20 protein-coding genes and 4 pseudogenes are annotated in these 22,862 nt (G+C 60.0%); 18 read left to right on the top strand and 6 right to left on the bottom strand.

Going from position 1 to position 22,862, the window contains the following annotated elements; translation table 11 throughout:
- Window positions 1–128: 128 nt before the first annotated feature.
- From ABIB57_RS26635 to ABIB57_RS26645, 3 genes and pseudogenes are all read right to left on the bottom strand, one after another.
- A pseudogene (locus ABIB57_RS26635) lies at window positions 129–239 on the bottom strand (IS110 family transposase); the annotation flags it as partial.
- Window positions 240–426: 187 nt separating this feature from the next.
- A complete protein-coding gene (locus tag ABIB57_RS26640) occupies window positions 427–1,188 on the bottom strand; it encodes an SDR family oxidoreductase (RefSeq protein WP_354044477.1) in 762 nt (253 codons plus the stop codon).
- Window positions 1,189–1,452: 264 nt separating this feature from the next.
- Window positions 1,453–2,055 carry a transposase gene (locus ABIB57_RS26645; RefSeq protein WP_354044478.1) on the bottom strand — a complete coding sequence of 201 codons (603 nt, stop codon included), beginning with the start codon at window positions 2,053–2,055 and terminating at the stop codon, window positions 1,453–1,455.
- A 418-nt stretch (window positions 2,056–2,473) separates the two neighbouring features.
- On the opposite strand from ABIB57_RS26645, the gene ABIB57_RS26650 reads away from it, so the two are divergent.
- The 10 genes from ABIB57_RS26650 to ABIB57_RS26695 all read left to right on the top strand — a co-directional run bounded on the left by ABIB57_RS26650 (window position 2,474) and on the right by ABIB57_RS26695 (window position 11,965).
- Window positions 2,474–3,631 carry a transporter substrate-binding protein gene (locus tag ABIB57_RS26650; protein WP_354044479.1) on the top strand — a complete coding sequence of 386 codons (1,158 nt, stop codon included), beginning with the start codon at window positions 2,474–2,476 and terminating at the stop codon, window positions 3,629–3,631.
- Window positions 3,628–4,233, top strand: a complete 606-nt coding sequence (locus ABIB57_RS26655; protein ID WP_354044480.1) for an ANTAR domain-containing response regulator — start codon at window positions 3,628–3,630, stop codon at window positions 4,231–4,233. The genes ABIB57_RS26650 and ABIB57_RS26655 overlap by 4 nt, the downstream gene beginning before the upstream one ends.
- The gene (locus ABIB57_RS26660) at window positions 4,214–5,116 is read left to right on the top strand and encodes an ABC transporter permease (RefSeq protein WP_354044481.1); all 903 of its coding nucleotides are present in this window, start codon (window positions 4,214–4,216) and stop codon (window positions 5,114–5,116) included. The genes ABIB57_RS26655 and ABIB57_RS26660 overlap by 20 nt, the downstream gene beginning before the upstream one ends.
- On the top strand, window positions 5,113–6,033 hold the full coding sequence (locus ABIB57_RS26665) for an ABC transporter permease (RefSeq protein ID WP_354044483.1): 921 nt from the start codon (window positions 5,113–5,115) through the stop codon (window positions 6,031–6,033). Before ABIB57_RS26660 ends, ABIB57_RS26665 begins: the two co-directional genes overlap by 4 nt.
- 26 nt (window positions 6,034–6,059) lie before the next feature.
- Window positions 6,060–7,676, top strand: coding sequence for an ABC transporter substrate-binding protein (locus ABIB57_RS26670; RefSeq protein ID WP_354044484.1), 1,617 nt, complete (start codon window positions 6,060–6,062; stop codon window positions 7,674–7,676).
- Window positions 7,666–8,610, top strand: coding sequence for an acetamidase/formamidase family protein (locus tag ABIB57_RS26675; protein WP_354044485.1), 945 nt, complete (start codon window positions 7,666–7,668; stop codon window positions 8,608–8,610). The genes ABIB57_RS26670 and ABIB57_RS26675 overlap by 11 nt, the downstream gene beginning before the upstream one ends.
- On the top strand, window positions 8,607–10,367 hold the full coding sequence (locus ABIB57_RS26680; RefSeq protein ID WP_354044486.1) for an ABC transporter ATP-binding protein: 1,761 nt from the start codon (window positions 8,607–8,609) through the stop codon (window positions 10,365–10,367). The genes ABIB57_RS26675 and ABIB57_RS26680 overlap by 4 nt, the downstream gene beginning before the upstream one ends.
- A 490-nt stretch (window positions 10,368–10,857) precedes the next feature.
- Entirely contained in the window at window positions 10,858–11,073 is a 216-nt protein-coding gene (locus ABIB57_RS26685) for a DUF6894 family protein (protein WP_354044487.1), read from the top strand.
- 473 nt (window positions 11,074–11,546) lie between these two features.
- Window positions 11,547–11,729, top strand: a complete 183-nt coding sequence (locus ABIB57_RS26690) for a hypothetical protein (protein WP_354044489.1) — start codon at window positions 11,547–11,549, stop codon at window positions 11,727–11,729.
- On the top strand, window positions 11,726–11,965 hold the full coding sequence (locus ABIB57_RS26695; RefSeq protein WP_354044490.1) for a hypothetical protein: 240 nt from the start codon (window positions 11,726–11,728) through the stop codon (window positions 11,963–11,965). Before ABIB57_RS26690 ends, ABIB57_RS26695 begins: the two co-directional genes overlap by 4 nt.
- Window positions 11,966–12,247: 282 nt before the next feature.
- Here the strand turns inward: ABIB57_RS26695 and ABIB57_RS26700 are convergent, their stop codons facing one another.
- Window positions 12,248–13,294: a sensor histidine kinase gene (locus ABIB57_RS26700; RefSeq protein WP_354044492.1), complete on the bottom strand. Its 1,047-nt coding sequence runs from the start codon at window positions 13,292–13,294 to the stop codon at window positions 12,248–12,250.
- A gap of 302 nt (window positions 13,295–13,596) precedes the next feature.
- On the opposite strand from ABIB57_RS26700, the pseudogene ABIB57_RS26705 reads away from it, so the two are divergent.
- Window positions 13,597–14,237: pseudogene (locus ABIB57_RS26705) on the top strand (CSS-motif domain-containing protein); the annotation flags it as partial.
- 156 nt (window positions 14,238–14,393) lie between these two features.
- Complete coding sequence (locus tag ABIB57_RS26710; RefSeq protein ID WP_354044500.1) at window positions 14,394–15,170, top strand: EAL domain-containing protein; 777 nt, start codon at window positions 14,394–14,396, stop codon at window positions 15,168–15,170.
- A 64-nt stretch (window positions 15,171–15,234) separates the two neighbouring features.
- On the opposite strand, the gene ABIB57_RS26715 is transcribed toward ABIB57_RS26710, so the two are convergent.
- Window positions 15,235–15,513 (bottom strand): HU family DNA-binding protein, encoded by a 279-nt coding sequence (locus ABIB57_RS26715; RefSeq protein WP_354044493.1) that lies wholly within the window; start codon window positions 15,511–15,513, stop codon window positions 15,235–15,237.
- Window positions 15,514–16,156: 643 nt separating this feature from the next.
- Complete coding sequence (locus ABIB57_RS26720) at window positions 16,157–17,878, bottom strand: sensor domain-containing protein (protein WP_354044494.1); 1,722 nt, start codon at window positions 17,876–17,878, stop codon at window positions 16,157–16,159.
- A 211-nt stretch (window positions 17,879–18,089) separates the two neighbouring features.
- Here ABIB57_RS26720 and ABIB57_RS26725 point away from each other — a divergent pair, with 211 nt between their 5' ends.
- The 6 genes and pseudogenes from ABIB57_RS26725 to ABIB57_RS26750 all read left to right on the top strand — a co-directional run.
- Entirely contained in the window at window positions 18,090–19,211 is a 1,122-nt protein-coding gene (locus tag ABIB57_RS26725) for an HD-GYP domain-containing protein (protein ID WP_354044495.1), read from the top strand.
- A gap of 327 nt (window positions 19,212–19,538) precedes the next feature.
- Window positions 19,539–19,706, top strand: a complete 168-nt coding sequence (locus ABIB57_RS26730) for a hypothetical protein (protein WP_354044496.1) — start codon at window positions 19,539–19,541, stop codon at window positions 19,704–19,706.
- 283 nt (window positions 19,707–19,989) lie between these two features.
- The gene (locus tag ABIB57_RS26735) at window positions 19,990–20,235 is read left to right on the top strand and encodes a PilZ domain-containing protein (RefSeq protein ID WP_354044497.1); all 246 of its coding nucleotides are present in this window, start codon (window positions 19,990–19,992) and stop codon (window positions 20,233–20,235) included.
- Window positions 20,236–20,708: 473 nt separating this feature from the next.
- A pseudogene (locus tag ABIB57_RS26740) lies at window positions 20,709–20,867 on the top strand (antitoxin MazE family protein); the annotation flags it as partial.
- A 53-nt stretch (window positions 20,868–20,920) separates the two neighbouring features.
- A pseudogene (locus ABIB57_RS26745) lies at window positions 20,921–21,243 on the top strand (type II toxin-antitoxin system PemK/MazF family toxin).
- 1,125 nt (window positions 21,244–22,368) lie between these two features.
- On the top strand, window positions 22,369–22,862 hold a 494-nt coding region (locus ABIB57_RS26750), incomplete at its 3' end, for a hypothetical protein (protein ID WP_354044498.1).

Below are 22,862 nucleotides of genomic sequence, written 5' to 3' on the forward strand. Positions count from 1 at the left end.
AATTCCGGCGTAAATCTCTGTGTACTCACAAGCTGCCTCCTATGCTCCAAGGATAGGCGGGGCCTGTCTACCGGGCTAGGGGCAGTCCAAACACCTTAACTCGGTGTCCTCAAAACCGGCAGCAGCTCAACTTGCGATCGCCGCAGTGCTTTGCGCACAACGACGTCTCCAGACACGTCAACGGCATGAACTTGAAAAACACGCTTGGCCAGATCAAGGCGCACGGTGGTAATCTGCATGGCGGATCGCTCCTATCGCTCGGATGCAGGATAGTAAACCTACTTTGGCACTTAGATGCCAGGAGCGGGAGCCATCCACCTCATCCGCTTTTGGATTGGCGGCCCAAAAAACGGACATATGCTCTTGGTCTACGAGGGGCGACAGCGATGTTCGCCAGCGCCCCTCCTTTAAGCTTTGCCTCGGTATTCAAAGGAGCCGAACGGACATGCCCCCGTCGACGACCATGCGGCTACCGGTCATGAAACTTGCCCGATCAGACAGCATGAACAGCGCCGCCTGGGCGATCTCTTTTGGCCCGGCCATCCGCTTAATCGGGTGAAGCCCTGAGACGAAGGTCATCACCTCACTGTTGCCTTCGCCGCCAGAGGGAGTGACCGTGCCACCTGGCAGGAGAGTGTTGACGCGGATGCCTTCGTGGGCGTGTTCTGAAGCAAGCGACTGAACAAGACCGTTCATCCCGGCTTTGGTGGCCGCGTACGCACTCATGCCTGGCAACCCGCCATTACTTGAGCCTACAAAAGACGAGGTGAACACGATCGAACCTCCTCCTCGTTTCATAAGCGACGGTATTTGCGCTTGGGCAGCATAGAAGGAGGCCGTCAGGTTCACGGCAACAACCGAGTTCCAGTTCTCGATGGTCATAGTGGCAATTGGCGTCATGTCGCCGACGATGCCCGCATTGTTGAAGGCTCCGTCAAGACCGCCGAATTCTTGCTCGGCCATGGCGACCAGAGCAGAAGCAAAGCCAGGGTCAGTGACATCGCCGCTCAGGGTAATGGCACGACCGCCGCTTTCCTCGTTGATCGCTTGCGCGAGTTTTGTGAGTTCATTCTCCCGTCGCGCACCCAACACTACGTTGGCCCCTTCCTGTGCGAAAAGGCGCGCGGCCGCTGCTCCAATGCCACTGCTAGCCCCCGTGATGATGATGTTCTTGTGTTCAAGTTCCACGACCAAATTCCTTGTTGTTGGTCGTGACGACCTATTGCCTCCATCTCTGGCGGGCGACCCGCTTTTGACCGAGCAAGATCCGCTGGTTGAGCCAGCATGCAGCTCTATCCAGTTGTTCGGGGGTCCGGTTGCAAGAGCCGAAAGATGTTGGCTCAACGTCTGAAATGGGGTCGCTAGCCGCCCGTTGATGCTACTTCTGCCTCGTTGCGTACTAGAAGTGCACGACCCCGCTGGGTTTTCCTGATCCGGCGGTATCAACCGGCATTATGCATTAGCTCCCGTCCGCCCTTTCCAACGTCGTCTGCGATCGCTCGCCCTGTCTCTTCTATCTTTCTTTTTGCGATAGCCGGCTCCCGATAGCGCTCGCCGCTGGTCATCAGTGCCCAGACCATCCGGGCGGTTTTTAGCCAAAGCAACTGCCGCAACCTTGGTCGTTCGTCGCGCCAGCAACTGCACCAGCCATGGCCTCTTGGTCCCGTTTCGCTGGGCAACGCCGATGACTGCCATTGCCCCGACCACGAGCATCTGGCGAGAATATTGATTGCCGGCCTTGGAGATGCTGCCGCGCTTCTCCTTGCCACCGCTGGAGTTCTGCTTGGGCACAAGCCCAATCCAGGCCGACAGGCAGCGCCCCGATTTAAGCGCATGCGCATGCGCATCGGCGACGGTGGCGACAAACGCGCTTGCAAGCAGCGAGCCCACCCCCGGGATTTCCATCAACCGGCGGTCCAGTTCGGTCTCACGCGCACTCGCACGAACACGGCGGTCGTTCTCTTTCACGACCTTGAGTTGTGCTTCGAGCATGCGTAGGCAGGCCCGAGCATCGTCAGGTATCCTCTGATCGGTTTCGTCGCCGATGATGACCAATGGCAGGCGCCTCGGGCCACTTTATGGGGAGGCGTCGCATCAGCAATAGGCGTGGCGCTCATCGCTGGCGCGCTAGCTTTGGGTGCATTGTGTTTATCACCGGTGCCGACGGAAAGACCTGGGGACCGCTACCCGAATACGGCCACTGGAGGCGACCGAGCGGCCGTGAGTCTCCTAGGGGTGGCAGTGCACATTCGGCTTTCCTGAAGAGCGTCTGTTAGTTCGCGATTAGGAGCCCAAGGATACAATGCCCAAACATTGGGCGCTCACCGCAACAGCGTATTATTTCGCCGTTCTCTTGACTCAGACAGCGCCGGTCTGCAGTATTACGGCAACATTTCGGATTTGGGCATTTGGGCCCCACTTTGGACCGCACCGTGCGATCTGAGTGGGGCCCTTTTCATTGGTGGACCTCGTGATGGCTCAAGGGAACGCAATTGCCGTGGGCGTGCTGTTTTCGGCCAGCGGCCCCTATGCGGCGATCGGCCGGGAGGGCCTGCTGGGCACGTTGACAGCCATTGACGAGATCAATGCTACGCAACAATACGGGCTCTCGCTCACCGCCCATGTCCGCGACCCGCATGGCGCCGCCGAAACCTATGCCGTCATGGCCACCGAACTGGTGGCACATTCGGGTGCCCGCCATATCCTGGGCTGCACCACTTCATGGAGCCGCAAGGAAGTCATCCCGGTGCTGGAAAAGACCCAGGCTACGCTGTGGTATTCCTGCCCCTATGAGGGCTTCGAGGCCAACGAGCAGGTGGTCTATCTCGGCGCTTGCCCCAACCAGCATGTGCTGCCGCTGTTGGCCCATATCCTGCCGCGCTTCGGTGCCGACGGCTTCCTGGTCGGCTCTAACTATATCTGGGGCTGGGAAACCAACCGCATCGCCCGCGACGCCATGGAAACGAGTGGCGGCATGGTGACGGGCGAGCGCTACATTCCTCTAGGCGACACCGATATAGCCCACATCATCGAGGAAATCCGCATTAAGCGGCCGTCCTTCGTTCTGAACACGCTGATCGGTCCGTCTTCGCATACGTTCTTGGCCGCCTATCATGCGCTGGGCCAGAGCGACGCCGCCTTCGCTCAGGATGTGCGGCCCGTGCTGAGCTGCAACTTGGCCGAAAGCGAACTGGCCGAACTTGGTGAGGTCGCCAACGGACAGTATGCTATCGCGCCCTATTTCCAGTCGCTGGACCTCCCCGAAAACCAGACGTTCCTGGACGTGACGCGGCGCTTCGCCCCCGAAGTGCGGCACATCTCAGCCTTCTTCGCCCAAGCCTATGCCGCGGTGCACCTCTTGGCCGCTGGGATCGCTGCGGCCGGCACCGATGACGGTCGGGCCGTGATCGGCTCCGCACGCGGCAAGCTGTCCAAGTCGCCGTTCGGCGACATCGAGATCGACGCCGCGAGCAATCATGCCGTGCTGACCCCGCGCATTGCCCGGGCCCGGCCGCATGGTTTCGACATCGTCGCCGACCGCGGCCTGGCAATCCGGCCCGATCCGTACCTGGCCCGCCCGGTGGCAATCGCGCCGGCGCGGGCGAAAGCCCATCTTAAGGTAGTCAAATGAGCCGGCCGGTCCCGACCCCCAATTTCGACGGCAGGCGAGCGCTGATCGTCCATCGGCCGCATGTGCTGGTCGACGCCATTGCGCGCCAACTGGCGCAGTTGGGCGTTCGCCACGAGGTGTTTTGGCCGGGCCTGTCGGCGGTCGTGGAACAGTCCGCCTCCGATCTGCTGTTCTACGACGCCGATATGGGGCACGACGAGCAATTCCCCTGGCAGCCCGGCTGCATTCCCATGCCCGCCATCGCGCTGATCGGCTCGGAGGCGCCGGGCCGCTTGGCCTGGGCGATGCGCATGGGCGCAGATGCCCACTTGCTCAAGCCCATCGGCAGCGGCGGCGTGTTTTCCGCCTTGGTGATCGCCACCGAGGCCTTCATGCGGCGCTCGGCGCTGCATCACGAACTCGCCGGCCTGCGCTCGCGCCTCGACAAGCGCCAACTGGTCGCCGAAGCCACGGCCTGCCTGATGCAGCAGGACAATCTGTCGGCCCACGATGCCTATGCCGCCTTGCGCCGAGACGCCATGCAGTCGCGCGTGTCGATCGAGGAGATGGCCGAGCGCATCGTTTACCGGATGGGGGGTGACCATGTCCGTCATCGCCCCTGACCTTGGTCCCGCTACCGCGCCGATCCGTGCGCGCTCGGTGCTCGGTCAGTTGGTGCGGCGCCCGCTTGCGGCCGCCGGGCTGGTCATTGTCGCGCTCGTGGTCTGCTGCGCGTTGTTCGCGCCATGGCTCACCCCTCATGATCCCAACGAGCAGTTCTTCGACGGACTGACGCTGGAGGGGGCGCCCTTGCCGCCCAATGCCATGTTCTGGTTCGGTACCGACCTGCTCGGACGCGACCTGTTGAGCCGGCTGATCGTGGGCGCACAGACCTCTCTGGTCATCGGCGTCGTCGCCAATGGCATCGCCGTGTTCATCGGCGCTTTGGTCGGCATCACCGCCGGTTATTTCCGCGGCATCGTCGGCGCCGTGCTGATGCGCTTTACCGACCTGATGATGAGCTTTCCGGCGCTGCTGCTGGCCATCGTGTTGGCAGCCATCTTCCGGCCCAGCCTGTGGATCGTGGCGCTGGTCATCGCCATGGTGAACTGGGTGCAGATCGCGCGTGTGCTCTATACCGAAACCCGTTCGCTGGCCGAACGCGAGTTCATCGAGGCCGAGCGCTCGCTGGGTGCCGGCTCGGGACTGATCCTGTGGCGCCACATCCTGCCGCACTTGGTGTCCACCATTGTGGTCTGGGCCACGCTGGGCATCTCCACCACTGTGCTGCTCGAGGCCACGCTGAGCTTCCTTGGCATCGGCGTGCGCCCGCCAACCCCAAGTTGGGGCAATATCATCTTCGAAAACCAGACCTATTTCGCCACCGCACCCTGGCTGGTGTTCATCCCCGGCGCCTCCATCCTGCTGTTGTCGCTGGCGTTCAACCTGCTCGGCGATGCCCTGCGCGATATTCTCGATCCGACCCAGCAGGGGAGGTCCGCATGATCCGTTATGTCGCCGCGCGCCTGCTCCAGGCCGCGCTGATCCTGCTCGGCATCAGTGTCATAACCTTCGTGCTGCTGTATCTGCTGCCCGCCGATCCGGTGCGCCAGATCGCCGGTCGCAGCGCCACGACCGAAACGGTCGCCAATATCCGCGCCCAACTCGGGCTCGACCTGCCGCTCTGGGAGCAATACTGGCGCTACCTGTCCAACCTGCTGCAGGGCAATTTGGGCCGCTCCTATCTGCAAAAGACCGAAGTGGCCGAACTGGTCTGGGCGCGGTTGCCGGCGAGCCTGCTGTTGATGGCCGGCGCCATCGTCTGCGAGCTGGTGATCGGGCTGACCATGGGCGTGCTCGCAGCTGTCCGCCGTGGCGGCTTTATGGACAACGCGCTGATGGTGGTGTCCTTCGTCGGCGTGTCGGCACCGCAATTCGTCATCGGCATCCTGCTGCTTTATGTCTTTGCCGTGCAGCTCGGCTGGTTCCCCATCGGCGGCTACGGCACCTTCCAGCATCTCGTGCTGCCGGCCCTGACGCTGGGGCTGCTCGGTGCCGGCTGGTATGCGCGGATGATGCGCTCGTCCATGCTCGACGTGCTGCGCCACGACTATATCCGCACTGCCCAATCCAAGGGCCTGCGCGGCCGCATCGTTCTGTTCCGTCACGCCATTCCGAACGCCATCCTGCCCATCGTCGCCATGATCGGCATCGATATCGGGATGTTCATGAGCGGCATCGTGGTGGTGGAAAGCGTTTATGGCTGGCCCGGTATAGGCCAGCTTGCCTGGCAGGCGATCCAGCGCGTCGATATCCCCATCATCATGGGCGTCACGCTGGTTTCCGCCTGCGCCATCGTCATCGGCAATCTGATTGCCGACCTTATCGCCCCCCTCATCGATCCGCGCATCAAGCTGCGCTGACACCAACAACACAGGAGAGACATTACATGCGTAAACTGCTGTTATCCGGCGTGGCACTCGCGGTCCTCGCGATCGCGTCACCCGCTTTCGCCGAGGGCGAAAAGCAGGGCGGCTCGATGATCGTCACCTATAAGGACGATGTCGCCACCCTCGATCCCGCCATCGGCTACGACTGGCAAAACTGGTCGATGATCAAGTCGCTGTTCGACAGCCTGATGGATTACGAGCCCGGCACCTCAACCCTGACCACGGACCTGGCCGAGAGCTACACCATCTCCCCCGACAACCTGGTCTATACATTCAAGCTGCGTCCCGGCGTCAAGTTCCACAACGGTCGCGGGATGACTGCCGAGGACGTGAAATACTCGCTCGACCGGGTGACCAATCCGGCAACGCAAAGCCCCGGCGCCGGCTTCTTCGCCTCGATCGTCGGCTATGATGTGGCGACCGATGGCTCGGCGACCGGTCTCTCCGGCGTCAAGGTGATCGATCCGCTGACTGTGGAAATCACGCTGACCCGGCCCGACGCAACCTTCCTTCACGTCGTGGCGCTCAACTTCTCCTCGATCGTGCCCAAGGAAGCGGTCGATGAATTCGGCGCCGATTTCGGCAAGCATCCGGTCGGCACCGGCGCCTATTCGCTGGAGGAATGGACGCTGGGCCAGCGCCTCGTGTTCGCCCGCAACCCCGATTACTGGAAGGCTGGCATCCCTAAGATGGACCAGATCACCTTCGAAATTGGCCAGGAACCAACCGTGGCGCTGCTCCGGCTCGAGAAGGGTGAGGTCGACGTTCTGGGCGACGGTATCCCGCCGGCGCAGTTCCTTGAGGTCAAGAATAACCCGGACTATGCCGACATGATCATCGAGGGCGGCCAGCTCCATACTGGCTACATCACCCTCAACGTGACTATCCCGCCGCTGGACAATCCCGACGTGCGCAAGGCCATCAACATGGCGATCAACAAGGACCGCATCGTCCGCATCATCAACAATCGCGCCGTGATCGCGACACAGCCGCTGCCGCCCTCGATGCCGGGCTATACCGAAGGCTATGCGGGCATTCCCTTTGACGTCGAAGGCGCCAAGGCGCTGCTGGCCAAGGCCGGTCTTGCCGATGGCTTCAGCACGGAACTTTACGTCTACAACGTCGATCCCAATCCCCGCATCGCCCAGGCCATCCAGCAGGATCTGGCCGCCATTGGCGTCAAGGCCGAATTGCTCTCGCTGGCCCAGGCCAACGTGATCGAGGCCGGCGGCGCCGGCACTGCCCCCATGGTGTGGTCGGGCGGCATGGCCTGGATCGCCGATTTCCCCGATCCGTCCAACTTCTATGGTCCGATCCTGGGTTGCACCGGTGCTGGCGACGGCGGCTGGAACTGGTCGAAATACTGCAATGCCGAGCTCGACGCCAAGGCCGCAGCCGCGGACTCGGTGGTCGATCCGGCCAAGGCCGACGAGCGCAACAAGATGTGGAGCGATGTCTACATGGCGGTGATGGCCGATGCGCCATGGGTGCCGGTGTTCAACGAACAGCGCTTCACCATGAAATCGGCCCGCCTCGGTGGCCCCGATGCCATCTTCGTCGATCCGGTCCACATTCCCGTCAACTACGATTACGTGTTCGATAAAGATGTGCAGTAACTGCGACTACACCATCCACGCCGCGCAACATCATCACGGGTGGGATCGTTCGATCCTGCCCGTGGAGCGGGTTGCGCCCGGCTCGACCGTGTATTTTGAGTGCCTCGATAGCGGCGCCGGGCATTTTACGCCCGGCAGCACCGTGGCCGATGTGGGAACGCTCGACTTCTCCAAAGTCAATCCGGTCACCGGCCCCATCTATATCGATGGGGCAGAGCCCGGCGACGCGCTCAAAATCACCTTCGATGCCTTCGAGCCGTCCGGCTTTGGCTGGACGGCCAATATCCCGGGCTTTGGGCTTTTGGCCGATCAGTTCCAGGCTCCGGCGCTGACCCTGTGGTCATATGACAAGACCAGCATGGCCCCTGCCGCGTTCTCCAAAAACGGCAAGGTCCCGCTCAAACCGTTTTGCGGCGAGATCGGCGTGGCGCCGGCCGAGCCGGGTCGCCACTCCGTGGTGCCACCGCGTCGGGTCGGCGGCAATCTCGACATCCGCGACCTGACGGTTGGCACCGTGCTCTATTTGCCCATCGAGGTTGAAGGCGCGCTGTTCTCGGTCGGCGATACCCACGCCGCCCAGGGCGATGGCGAGGTCTGCGGTACCGCCATCGAAAGCCAGATGAACGTCACGCTGAAGGTCGATCTGGTGAAAGGGGCGAACCTGAAGATGCCGCGGTTCACCACCTTCGGGCCTGTCACCAATCATCTCGACGCCAGGGGCTATGAGGTCACGACCGGCATCGGTCCCGACCTGATGTCCGGTGCCCGCGATGCGGTCTCGGGCATGATCGACCTGCTCGGCAAGCAATATGGCCTCGCGGCCGAGGAGGCCTACATGCTGTGCTCGGTCTGCGGCGATCTGCGCATCTCCGAAATCGTCGATATGCCGAACTGGGTGGTGAGCTTCTACTTCCCGCGGGTCGTGTTCGAGTGAACGACACCGCTTCACTCCTTGATGTGCGCGGCCTCGTCACAGAGGTCGCGACATCTTCCGGCCCCCGGCGCGTGGTCGATGAGCTCAGCTTTACGCTCGAGCGCGGCAAGACGCTTTGCATTGCCGGCGAGTCCGGCTCAGGCAAGTCGATGACCGCTTTGTCGCTGATCGGCCTGCTACCGCGTCCCATGGCCCGTGTCGCCGCGGGAACGGCCCATTTCAAGGGACGCGACCTGTTTGCCCTGCCGCGCGAGGCCATGCGCAACGTGCGTGGTCGCGAGATCGGCATGATCTTCCAGGAGCCGATGACCTCGCTCAATCCGGTACTGACCGTAGGGCGGCAACTGGCCGAGGCCATCACAGCTCATGCTCGCTTGCGTGCGGCCGAAACCCGCGCGCGCGCCCTGGCGCTGCTCGATCAGGTGCAAATCCCCGAGGCCGCGCGGCGGCTGAACCAATACCCGCACGAACTCTCGGGCGGCATGCGCCAGCGCGTCATGATCGCCATCGCCCTCAGCCAGCGGCCTGACATTCTGATCGCCGATGAGCCGACCACGGCGCTGGACGTGACGGTGCAGGCGCAAATCCTCAGCCTCATCCGCCTGCTGCAGCAGGACACTGGCACCGCCGTCATCCTGATCACCCATGACATGGGCGTCGTCGCCGAAATGGCCGACAGCGTGCTGGTGATGAAGAAGGGACGGCAGATGGAGACCGGTCCGGTGCGGACCATCTTCGCCGCGCCCACCGCGGCCTATACCCGCGATCTGCTCGATGCCGTGCCGCGGCTCGGCGCCATGGCCGGAACACTGCTACCTAAAGGTGCCGCGCCGCAGGTGAAACCGCCGCGACCCGTCGTTGAGGTGGATAATCTCTCCGTCCGCTACGCCGTCGGGCGCGGCCTGCTGCGGCCGGGCCGGGCGCGCGTCCATGCGGTGGAGGGCATTTCGTTTCGCCTGCATGCCGGCGAAACCCTGGCGCTGGTCGGCGAAAGCGGCTGCGGCAAATCGACGACGGGCCGGGCGCTTCTCAACCTCGTGCGCTTCACCGGCAATATCCGCGTCAACGGTCACGATATTGCAGGCCTGAGTCCGGCGCTGATGAAACCGATCCGCCGGGACATCCAGATGATCTTCCAGGACCCCTATGCCTCGCTCGACCCACGCATGCGCGTCGGCGACCTGGTAGCCGAGCCGCTCAAGATTCACGGTCTGGCCAAGGGCAGCGAACTCACCGACCGCGTCGACTATCTATTCAGACGTGTCGACCTGCCCTCGGACGCGGCTTCCCGCTATCCGCATGAATTTTCCGGCGGCCAGAGGCAGCGCATCTGCATCGCCCGCGCTCTGTCGCTGTCGCCCAAGATCATCGTCGCCGACGAAAGCGTTTCAGCGCTCGACGTCTCGGTTCAGGCGCAAGTGCTCGAACTGCTGCAGGACATCCAAAACGTGACCGGCATTGCCCTGCTGTTCATTTCTCACGACATGGCGGTAGTCGAACAGATCAGCCACCGCGTCGCAGTTATGTATCGGGGCCGCTTCGTTGAGACCGGTTCCAGGGCACAGATCTTCGAAAACCCGCAGCACGCCTATACACAGCGCCTCATGGCAGCCGTGCCAGTCCCCGACCCCACCCGCCAGCGCCCGGCCATCGAGCCGCTCGAGAGCGAAACTACGAGCTCCATGCGGTCCCTAACATACGAGCCGCCGCCATCGATCTATCGCGACATCGGCAACGGCCATTTCATTCTGCAATAGCAGGTTATTCGCGGCGTCGGCCCGACGCAACATGCCGCGTTGCTTGGAACCATAGGCGCAGGACTACCGTCGCATCGTCAGGACAGCAAGAAACGTCAGCTTTGGGGAAATAGCACGTTGCCCTCGAGGGGTCGGAAGCCGCCAAACTGCAGCTAACCCCTCCTTGCTAAGCTAGTCCGCTGCCGGCCCATCACGGCCATTCAATTCCGCCTTCCATTTCCCAAAAGCCGCCGTGCAACATATTCCTTGAAATCTTCCCTTTGTGATAGCTTGGGTTGACTTAACGCTCCTCATACATGTGGGCTCCCCGCGATTGGCTGCAATCTGCATCACGCGGGATGGTTGCTTATGCAGCGCTTGGGCCATTCAGAGAGCCGGCCGTTGTTCTCGATCTGAACTGCCGAATTGGCGCTTGCAGACATACGGCAACTCATTGTGACGGAATCGGAATTCGCGGGAAGTGTTTGTCCAGAAAGTATCGACAAGCACGATGCCCAAATTCTTTTTAGATATCATCGAGAACGACGAGCTGGCCATCGACAACGATGGCACGGACTTCGAAGACCACCACCGAGCCCACCGGGAGGCCGTAATGACCATCGCCGCCATGGCGGCGGAGGAAATTCCAAAGAACGGCAAGTTGGTCCTGACGGTGGCCGTTGCCTCGAAACCCGTCATCTCCTGTTTACGACGCATGTCCGGTTAGAGCCAGGCGATCCGAACAAGAAGTGAACCTTCGATTCCTGTCAGCGTAGCGTTGGGAAGAATTGAGCCACTATCCCTGAGGAGGAGACCATGTCCAAACACGAAACAGGACGGCGCCAAGGTCCGCTGCGGCCAGGCACACGAGTTAGTATGAGGCCAGCAGGACCGGTGCCTCAAAGTCCGGCGTTAAGGACGCCGGCAATAACCGCAAGCCTGTCGAAGACACACTGAGCAAGCAATGACCCGCGAAGGGTAGCGCCGACAAAAACGCCGTGACCGATCCGCACGCAAAGGTCCCGCATCCTGGCGCCGCCACGCCGCCCAAGCGTGGGGCGCGAGGTGAACAACGGTCGCTATGAGCGGCACCGACACCAAGAAGCCGATTGTCAACACGCTCTAGACTCGACACAGGTTCCCATTTTGTTCTAGATTGAAGTCCCGTTTTGAAGAAGGCATCAGTTGGGATGGCAGCGCTTGGACCTGGGCGATTATTCGATCTGGGAGGTCGGCGAACAGCTGATCGACTGCTATCAGGCCGCCGTCTTTCCCCTGATGGAAGGGCCTAGCTGGCCGGCGGCGGCGGTCTACGTCAACTTCGGCGGTGACGACGGTGCAAAAACGACGATCTGGTTGTACCCAAGGCAGTCGAACTCATGAGGCCGCTGGATGTCTTCGTTGATTGCGATGGACCGCGCCCGGACGAAGCGGAGCTGTTCCTCGGTGCCGGTAGCGATTTCGATCCTATCACCGTTGAGTTGCCCGACGACCTGCGGCCTCAGGTGCTCTACCCCGCAGTCCTCGAGCACTGGATCGCCCACGACATCGGCGAGAGGCAGCATGTCATGTCGGGCGGGACATACGAGACCATCGGCGAATTCAAGCTGCGGGCCTGATCATGGAACGGACCGAGAAGCCTGCAGCGCTGCCGCAGAAGCTCATCGTGCTCCTGGCCCTCGACAAGGGCGAGGACGGTGACCTGCTGCCGGCATTCGAACCGCGCGAGATCCATGACGAGGCCAGCACCATCCGGGGACCGCCAAGGAGATGGCCAGGCGCCACGTGGGCGTCATCACATGGACGCGCACGGTGGACCTGGTCAACGGCGTCTTTAGCGAGCCGGTGGTATTGTTCCAGGATGGCGACGTTCCTGACCTGGAATAAGTCAATTCAGCGCGCTAGCTCTCGCTGACCACGCTCTCCGCAGGTGCCCGCAGGATGCAGACCACGCCTGCCGGTTTGTAGTCCACGTCCACGGTCCCGCCGAAATCGGCGCCTAGCACCCGGGCGATCAGCCGGGACCCGAAACCCTTGGTCGTCGGCATCGCTACCACAGGGCCACCGTTCTCTTTCCAGGTGAACTTGAAGATCCGATCTCCGGTTTCGTCCACCTGATCGGTTGACCAATGGATATCGACTTCACCGCCAGCAACCGACAGCGCCCCGTACTTGGCGGCGTTGGTCGCCAGTTCGTGCACGGCCAAGGCGATGGAGAGCGACTGCCGAGCCGTCAATTCCAGATGTTCCCCGGCAATGGTAAATCGGTTTTCGTTCGACAGGTGGGGTGTCAGTGCGCTTTCGACCACGGTCTGGATAGGCGCGCTCTGCCAAGTCTTGCTGATCAAAACGTCCTGCGCGGTCGAGAGTGCCTGTATCCGGGCTTGGAACGTCGTTCGGCGGTCCGCGATGTCGTCGCCCTTAAACGTCTGGGTAGCGATAGCGCTGACCATCGTGATGGTGTTCTTGATCCGGTGGTGGAGTTCGGCAGCCAGCAGGTCGTGCCGCTTCTGGGTATCGGTTAGCTCGGTGATATCCCTCGATATGGATAGCAGGTGCGATGGCTTGCCGTCCGTACCTAGGATCGGCATGACCTCTACATCCCAGAACCTGGGATTGCCCTTGGCGGTGTTGGCGTTGCCAACGAAGCGCGCACGTTTTCCGGCAGCAGCACTCTCGATCGCCTGCTTGGCCGCGACATTACCGTCGCCTGCCCAGAAGTCCGGCCACGGGCAGCCCTTTAGCGCACTGAAGTCCTCGACTTCCATCACGCGCTTGCCGCCCTCGCTCATGAACTGGAGTCGGCCCTGCAGGTCCAGGATCTTTATGCAGTCGCCACAGCCGGCCAAAACCGACGCGAGCAAGGCATCATTGCCGACCAGAGCAGGATCGGCGGCGACGAGCTCGGAATTCATGGTTTCGACGGAGGCACGGCGTAGATCAGGCATCGGCACACTCCGTTAGAGCTACGGTCTAACATGTGAGAAGTCAGGCGTCATGCGGCAATGGATCGTCCGGAATGACACTTTTGCTACCGAAGGCAGCGCGTCCCACCTCGTCGTGTACCGCGGCGACCGCTCGCCAAGTGGCAGAGTAGCAGCATTGCTCAATCGGGGGAATCTTGGACGCTTCAACTGAAATCACCAACGTCGAGCGTCAGTTACGGCGTAGTAAGTTATCAACGCAACTAGTATAGTTTTACTATCCAACGATCGCCGGGGATGCGGTTTTGCGACGCGTAAAAAAGAAAATGGCCCTTACCGTCACGATCGGTGCAGCCCTCGTAGCCGTATTGCTACCCACGCTCTTAGCTATTTTCATCGCAAGTCGCGAAGGGACGAATGCCGAATACAATCGCGCTCTGAGCTATGCTCAGGACGTGCTTCGACGATCAGAGGGCGTATCAGATCAGATTTTGGAGGGTATCCGCAGGCTAGAAGCGTTGGACAGCGGTGACCCCTGCAGCGCCGAAATCGTGTCACTGATGCGCGAGATTGATCTGGCATCGAGCTATATCCAAGCTGTGGGGCGCGTGGAGGGAAATCACTCGCTTGTTCATCGCTCGGGCTTGCCGGGGCCGTAACCGACATGGGACCCGTGGATGTCGTGCAGTCGAGCGGCGTCAAACTACGGACGGACGTGAAGTTCCCCTTTGCAGTGGGTTCAAGCTTCGTTGTGGTTCAGTCGGGGAATTATGCAGCGATAGTCCACAAGGACTTGCCGATCGATACGGCTCTGGATGTGCCGGAGGTGGCGCTGGCGACGTATTCCCAGGCCAATGGCCAGATTTTGACCCAGCGCGGGTACATCGATCCTTTATGGATCCAGACGCTTGCTGAGGGCAACCTAGCTCAATTCGTGCAAGACGGGCATGTAGTCGTGGTCATCCAATCCGAGCGCTATCTCATCGGCGCGATTGTCGCTTTACCTATTGCTCAGCTGAACCAGCGTGTGCAGGGCGTCGCTGCGGTCGCGCTGCCGGTCGGCATACTAGCGGGCGGGGTTCTGGCACTGGCCGTGCTGCAGCTAGCGAGGCAGCATCGGGCCATGCCCAGCGTTATCCGTGACGGCCTTCGCCGGAAGGAGTTCTTCCTAGTTTATCAGCCCATTGTCGATCTGGCGACCGGCGCTTGGGTCGGTGCTGAGGCGCTCCTGCGCTGGGACCGCGGGGGGGAGCTGGTGCCCCCAGACCTGTTCATCCCTGCGGCGGAGGAAGCTGGCCTGATCCAAATCGTGTCAGAACATGTGGTGGAACTAGCCTCGCGCGACGCGGCGGGCTTTTTCCAACTCCACCCAGATTTCCACCTGGGCATAAATCTGTCCCCTGCAGACCTTGAGGACGAACGCACACTGGCACTGCTGGATCGGCTCACTGAAGCCACCGGGGCTGGAAAGGGCAATTTGCTCGTCGAGGCGACCGAACGCAGCTTCACTGACCCCAAGAAGGCCGGTCCCATAATTCATCGCTTGCGTGGCAATGGGATTTTGTTGGCTATCGATGATTTTGGCACGGGCTACTCGAGCCTTTCCTCGCTGGAGAAGCTTGAGCTGGACTATCTGAAAATCGACAAGTCCTTCGTGGACACGCTAGGCACGGGCGCAGCCACCAGCAGCGTAATCCTGCACATCATCGACATGGCACAATCACTGAACCTCAAATTGATTGCCGAGGGCGTTGAAACGGAAACCCAGGCTTGCCAGCTCCGTGATCGTGGGGTGCAGTTGGCGCAGGGTTGGCTGTTTGCCCGACCTATGCCGTTCCGGCAGCTCCTTGGGGAACTCGAGGCAAGGCAAGGCAAGGCAGCCCGACTTGTGGAACACTGAAGGCGGGCAAGCAGTATCAGGGTGGAACCAATGAAGGGGCGCACCTGGCGCCCCTGTTGACTAGCTATGCGTTAAGACTGTCTTTGAGTGCCTTAGCGGGCGTGAAGGTCAACTTCTTTGAAGCGGCAATCTTGATAGTGGCGCCAGTGGACGGATTGCGGCCGTCGCGCTCGGGAGTTGCCTTGACCTTGAATTTCCCGAACCCGGGCAGAGAAATCTCCTCGCCAGCGACAGCCGCATCGGTGATGGCCTTAAGCACGCCATCGACAAGGGCCTTGCCCTGAGTTTTGGTGAGGTTGTGCTCGGCGGCGAGTTTGTCGGCGATCTCGTTGGCAGTTGTCATGGTGTGCTCCCTTTGTTGAACTCTTCAGCCTCTATGGCACGTCATGTCGGAAGTGTCATCGCCATGCAACCGGTGCTTGTGCCGAGTTCGACGCGCTGGATTGGGTTGAACCTGGTTTGGTACATCGCCAGCCGCCATAAAGTCCACGTTACCGTTGGCGATGCCCCCGCCGGCGGCGCGCCGTTCGAGCTTGCGCTTTCGCTCGCAGGTCGAAGCGGCTGACAATACTGGCTAACCTGGCTTGCGGAAACTGAGTCCGACGTCGTCTCTCTCACTGCTCCACTGCGGGCGGCGGCTAACGCCTCTACTGTACAAACAGCAAAGCCCCCGTGGACACGGGGTGGCTTCAACGTTGGCGTCAGATGCGTGGCTTACGGCGCCATATGGAAGTCTTTCGGGCAGTTAAAGTTGGGCTTGGGATCGTCGTTGGGAGCGGGCGCAAAGTCCTTCGGCCCATTGATCCGCCGCCGCCATTCCCACCCACAAGGCCGTCACCGTTGCCGCCGCTCGACGGACCGTAGCCGACCGGGAGAGGGCCAATGACGCGGATTGCGTAAACCTGGTTCATGAAGTCTGGCCATTCGCAAACGGCCTGGCGGCCAGCGACGTATTCGCATGCAGCCGTGACAGTGGCCACAGCTAACTATGCAGCCTGCGCAGTTGCGAGCTCGTAGCGATTGCGCCCTAGAGCCTTCGCCCGATAAAGCGCTACGTCCGCGCGCTGCAGCAAGGTTGTAGCAGATACCGACGCATCTTCCGCGTAGGCAATACCGATACTAGCGCCGATCTGGAGGGTTAATCCATCGTGCGGCACATTTTTGGTCAAGGCCTCGATGATGCTTGAGGCAACACTGCGCAACGACGCGTCGCTGTCGCCGAACCAAGAGAGTAATACGAATTCGTCGCCGCCCACCCGAGCGATGAAATCGTCGTTGCGAGCATTCTGACGCAATATGTCTGCGACATGTTGCAACATGAAATCTCCGACGGCGTGTCCAAATCGATCGTTAATCTGCTTGAACCAATCAAGATCAATGTGAAGTAGGGCCATGCGCCGTCCATCGGCACCTACAAATGGCAACTGCTCCGCCAGCTTATGGTCGAGAAAACGTCGGTTCGGCAGGTCGGTAAGATGATCATGCATGGCTGCGTGACGTATACGATTTTGCGCCATCTGAAGCTCATTGAAACGAGCCTCGGCCAGGAGGCGCGCGTCGTACAGTTGCTCGGTCCGTTCCACGTCATGGGTGATATCCCATTCCGCGCCAATTAGTTTGCCGCGGCCGAGCGCAGCAGTGAAATAACGCCCCCGTGACCTGATGTGCCGAATATTGCCTTCGGGCAAAACAATCCGAAACTCAGAGGTATAGTCAGACCGATTTTGTACAGCCGAGCTAAATTCGTGTTTGGCGCGGTTCCGGTCGGCAGGATGGATCGCGAATTCCCAATCGTGCTCGCTGAGCGCCTCATCTCGCTGCCCGCGACCATAAATTTCGTGCATGCGGCGATCCCATATCACATGCCCAGTGTCCAGATCCTGTTCCCAGACACCAATCTGGGACACTTCCAAAGCCAGCTCCAGCCGTCGGGATATGACCTGAAATTGCAGCTCACTCTCTTTCCTCTTAGTAATGTCGGTATCGGTGCCAAGCGTTCGTATCGCGAGGCCGTTTTCGTTCCAGGCGACGGGCCGTCCCCGACTTTGAATCCAGATAAAGTGCCCATTGCGATGCTGTTCGCGGTATTCCAGCACTCGAAAAGCCTCGTGGCCGGTGTTTTGCAACTTCACCTCCGCGTGGATGTGACCGCGGTCGTCCGGGTGAATGCGGGCTAGCCACGCTTCCAGCGCGCCATTGACCTCTTCATCAGGCGCGATGCCGCGCATCTGTCGCCATCCGGGCGAATAGAACATGGTATCGGTGGGTATATCGTGGTCCCAAACGCCCTGCCCTGCCGCTTCCAGAGCAAAATTAAGTCGACTTTCGCTGAGCGCCAATGCCGCCTCAATCGCCTTCTGCCGCTCGATGCCAACGACTTGCAGAACTATTTCGCCGTTTGGCAGATTACTGCCGAGGGAAGCGACGGCATGGACCCAGATTGGCGTTCCGTCTCCACGGACCAAGCTGCAATCCAGTCCAACTCCAAGCGCGTCGTGGATCGCGTTATGGCGCAATTGTGCGGCAGTGTCGCTGCTGGTGAGTTGGATTAGATTGAGGGTGGAAAGAACGTCGGCGCCGTAGCCCAACAGGGCACAGAATGCCGCGTTCCCGAAGACAATGCTGCCGTCGGCCGAAACCACGCAGCAGCCGAGCTTGCCACCCGTCAGACCCAGCCGCTTCAGTTGCGAAACATTTAATGCGCTCATATCCGGCAGGGGCTTTCGTGACCGTGGCGGAGTATAACTGCAGGTCTTAAAGCTTTCCCGCCAAACGGCCCACCATACTCTTCACGGCCTCAGGCACGATTAATGCCGCCTTAACTGTGCCTTGGCATTGGTGCCTCTAACATGCTGACTCGCAGCGATTTTCGGCGATACTCAGAAGGGGAACTACCGCCTAATTCCGGAAGGGAAGAGTATGCTTGATCTTGTCCCGCGCCAAAATGGCGAAGAGGACGCCATTCCTCTCCGTGCGGACCGCCACGGGATTTTGCTCGTCTCCGACCGCCCGGATCGGAGCGGCGACCTTGCGGCGATATTGCGTGCCACTAGCCAGGTCACCCAAATTCATTTGGATGACCTGGCAAAGCAACCCTCTGGCTACTTCAGGCTGTTCCTTGATATCGACTTGGCCGATGCTGACGCCGCCGTTCGCCTTCGATCGGCGTTGGATCGGTCGCTCGGTTACAAAACGCCACGCTATTTTGTGACCACGGCAAACCACCACACCGAGACCCAGGCCCGCGCCCTCAACGCCTTCGGCACGGTCTCGCGGCCATTCATACCCGAACAACTTCTGAGCGCGCTGCGCTGTGATAGCTCGGCAACATTCCAGGAACGCCTCGACGCCGGGCTTGAACCCGTATGCGCAGGGGTGGCCGCTGCTCATTCGGTGCTGGTCCAGATCTTTGAAGGGCTGCCAAATGGCCGGCCATTGACCCTTGACGATGTCTTGGCCCAGGAAAATGACATTGCCGAAGCGCTTCGGGCCTCAGGCCTGAAACCGTGGCTCGACGTCGTTGCTAGCCATCATAACAGCTCCTATCGCCACTGCCTCTCAGTTACGGGCTTTGCGGTGGCATTCGCTCAGCATCTCGGTTTTAGTGTAGCCGACCAACGACGCCTCGCGCGATCCTCACTGCTGCACGATGTGGGCAAAGCCTTTATCCCAATCGCGATCTTGGACAAGCCCGGTAAGCTAACGGACCTAGAGATGTCGCAGATGCGAGAACATACTCAGTTGGGCTTTGAGGCGCTTCACAGGCAGGGTGGATTTCCAAAAGAAGCGCTAGACGTGGTCCTATGCCACCATGAATTGCTTGATGGGTCGGGTTATCCGCATGGATTGCGGGGCGCCGAAATCTCGGACACCGTCCGGATGGTAACCATCGTCGACATCTATTCCGCATTGGTCGAAGAACGAACTTACCGTTCGGGCATGCGACCGCCAGAAGCGTTCTCAGTCCTTTTGGCCATGGGAACTAAACTTGACCAGCACCTAGTCGCGGCGTTCCGACCGATTGCCTTAGGCGCGCACTAGCACGCACAGTCCTAATCAGTCAGCCTCAGGAGAGTCGGCTGTGTCACCGTCGCGGCGTCACTTCATCAGCGCCCGCGTCCGTGCGGTCAGGCCTGCCAGATGTCCTGATGCCGTCTCAGCAGGCGCCCCGCATGCGATCAATCAGTTGCTGCACTACCTCCCGCAGGCGTGAAAACGATTTTAGGCTTTGTCAGAGAGGTCATTGGGTATGGTCATTGTTGGTCTCGTCAATGACCCTCAGACGTGGCTCTATGGTTGCTCTAATCGGTAAGCTTGAACCTTTGACGGCGCCGGCTGTTGTTATCCATCTAACTGCGGAGATGCGAAATGACCAATCGGAATGAGAAGCCGAAGCCAGCGCCACTCGAAACGGAGCCAGGCGAGCAGATGGACGACAATATCGACGACTTGGGCCGCAAGCAGGATGGCTCCAAGCAGGAGCAACCGGACAAAACGAAACCTTCGAAGGCGAAATCGGCAAGTGCGCAACGGTGAACGCGTATTCTACACCAGCGAAAATGGCGATCGGTGGCTTCTACATTCCGGCGCGGACGACATCGTGTCGATAAGGCATATACCAAACGCCGCATCTGGAGGCGAGGAGAGGACCTCCGATCTCGGCGGTTTCCTGATCGAGGAGCGACACTCCGCTCAAAACCAGGCTCTTCGTGCCCTCATCTCCTCGCTCACTCGGTCGGAATAGCTGGGCGGCTTCCTCAGATCAGATTTGATCTACTTTTTTCAGCAATCAGATGAGCTGATACGCTAGTGTTGTGGGATGGAACCCGAACGTCGCAGGCAAGTGAGACATCCCGTGAAGATCACCGCAACGCTGGTTGCCGGGGGCGGGCTTGAGCGCATGGTCGTAGCAATAACAGACATCTCTGATGCGGGAGCCGGCCTCGCGTTTAGACCTTCCTCTCCGCTTCATGGAGAGTTTTACATGCTGGTCCCTGACCACACCCTACAGCCTTGCCGGCTAGTCTGGCACCAGGATGGACGTTTTGGTCTCAGCTTCTTTTAGACGCACCTAAGCCATCACCTGGGGCAGTTGAAACCGCCGGAAGCAGGGCCTCTCACGAGGACCGCTCGCCAAAAAAAAGGCAGCACGAAACCGTGGCAAGAATCCACTTGGAAAGTACCGGGGTTTGGGGGAAAATCTGTCTTACCACAGACAGATATTTCCCAGCGTCTCACCGGATATCAAGCCCGCCCCTGGCGGGTTTTTTATTGTCTGGGCTTAGCCCCTCACGAGTTTTCGACGGTTACATCGCGGTCGCGATTCGCAGCATGGTGCCAGACCCCGCGCCCCAAGAAATTTTACTGGTTCCTCCCAGGAACGGCGTTTTGGGCTGTCATGCGCCAAGCAAAGGCGATCGCTCGGGCGGGCGGCCGCCCCATCGACCTGGTGGCCGATTAAAGACCTTCTATCGCAATGGCGACACACAAGGGACGGCACCACTTGCTAACGAATTCGGAGTTCTCCCAACGCCTGTATCCTTTGGCCGGCGAGTCCAGAAGCGTTGTGATGCGCTCAGAGCAGCGGGATTGCGCCCGGTACAGATCTGGGTGCCGGATACGCGTCGCCCGGGCTTTGCAGAAGAATGCCGGCGCCAGTCGCGTGTGGTTGCTGCAGCCGATGCGGCTGATCACTAGCTGGAGGTCTTCCTGGATGCTGCCTTGGTGGACCTAGATGACCAGGCCAACGCATGAGGCGTGGTGACCTCGTTACAGTCGCCATCCCTGGAGACTTCGGAAAACTGCGCCCTGCCCTCATCATCCAGTCCGACCAGTTCGAAGCCACAGGCACAGTGACCGTATTTCTGATATCGGGACATTGGTGGAAGCCCCGCTGATCCGGCCTTCCATCCAGCCGACAGCAGAAAATGGACTGCATAAGCCGTCGCAGGTCATGATCGACAAGGCCATGTCGGTGAAGCGCGAAAAGCTCGGAGCTCCATTTGGCCATCTTGATGACGAGGCAATGCTGTCGGTCACCCGATCTCTGGCCGTCTTTCTCGGTCTGACCTGATGCAGCCAGTGTCCGGGCGAGGTGGCTGACGTTGACTTCAGACCCCGTGACGGCCCATACTGCGTTCACTTACGGCTCTCGAGAGAGTGTCCGCCTCCCGCGAGGGAACTACTGACCAAGGCCGCCGAAAGGTGGCATGTGGCTTTTCCGGGCCATGAGCGTGAACATTGTCATCCGCGCCAGGCAAAAAAAATTAGTCGTGCCCACGATACTGCGTGTCTGAACGCTGGCCAGGTGAGCTCCGACCAGCTCAACCGTGAAAACTATTTCTTCTCAGCCCTGCCGCTCAAGCCATTTAAGATTGTTGCGATAGGCGGCAAGCCACTGCGCCGCAGCATATAAATCGCGTAACTGCGATAATGGAACGGCTATCTGGCCGGTGCACCATTTCATCAGGGTTATGGTGATCCTGTGCTTCGCTGTTTTTTTCTCAAGAGGCCGTAGGCGCCGTAACTGTAGTCCCAAAGACAGGTATTATTACAATTAGAGTTGTGGCGCCAAGTCCCAACAAGACAAACATTGCTATAAATGCGATCCTGATATTTTTGTTCTTTTCGTCATAGAGAACATTATAGAATTGAGTGGACGCAAAGGCTCGACCTTCACGGGTAAAGCGCAAGGATTCATCGCCGCTTTGAACTTTAAGAAAATCAGCACGGCGGCCATCGCAAAGCTTATGACGATGCAAGCCACGGAACTCCACAGCAACCAATAAAATTCGTGTCGGATATACATTGATACCCCCTCGTAGTCAGCCTGCCAAAATTATACCGCCCGCCGGGTGACAAGACAGCGGATGTTCGCTTCTTTAATTGGGCATTGAGGCCAAGCTCCAATTTGCTCTTCCACTGCGTTTCGTCCTGGGCGGGTCACGCTTCTTTTCGTGGTCGGCATAGCGGCGCGAGCCGGAGCTGCCACAAGCATTGATCGGATCGGGGGGCCTGCTTTTGGACGGGCTACGATGCGCAGCAGACATTTGCGGCTTTGCCCTGGCACCCCCACGGTGTGGCGGTTCTGTACCTGGCCCCGCTTGCTCAAGGCGCTTCTGAATGGTTCCTTGTCCACCGCCGTTAAGCTCGTGGAAACCATAATGATACAAGCTGGATTGGATCATAAGGATGTTTCATGCTGCGCTTGGTTCTGTCTATTTCTTCCTTGTTGCTGGCCTCGATCGGAACCGCCTCAGCTGGATCGATGCCCACATTGCCAAACCTTCCTCCACTGCCCACGAACTACGTGACGCAAGGCCAAGGAGGGCCTTACGCTGGTATTCTGTCTGGCTATTCTTTCAGCGCAAACGACGGGCTCGCAATCGCGCTAGTGGTCGGCAACACTTTTTCAGCAGCGGATTTGCTATTGGGGGTAGAAGCTGTGGCGTTTGCGGCATCTCGTGGCGAAGTCACCCTTGAAGGGGACCTTCGGGCTGGCTTTGGTCTAACCGACACCATCAGTGTTTTTGGCACAGCTGGCCTGGGCTACAGCTTTGACACGGACGCTTTTGTATCGGTTGGAGCTAGCTTAGAGGCCGATGTTGGTGATGGCTGGCTGGTTCGGGTCGATTACCGGTACAACCACGACCTGAGCGGGGACGCGGGCACCCATAAGGTGATGACCGGTTT

Origin of the sequence: Devosia sp. UYZn731 (assembly GCF_040546795.1) — a bacterium.
Lineage (GTDB): Bacteria > Pseudomonadota > Alphaproteobacteria > Rhizobiales > Devosiaceae > Devosia.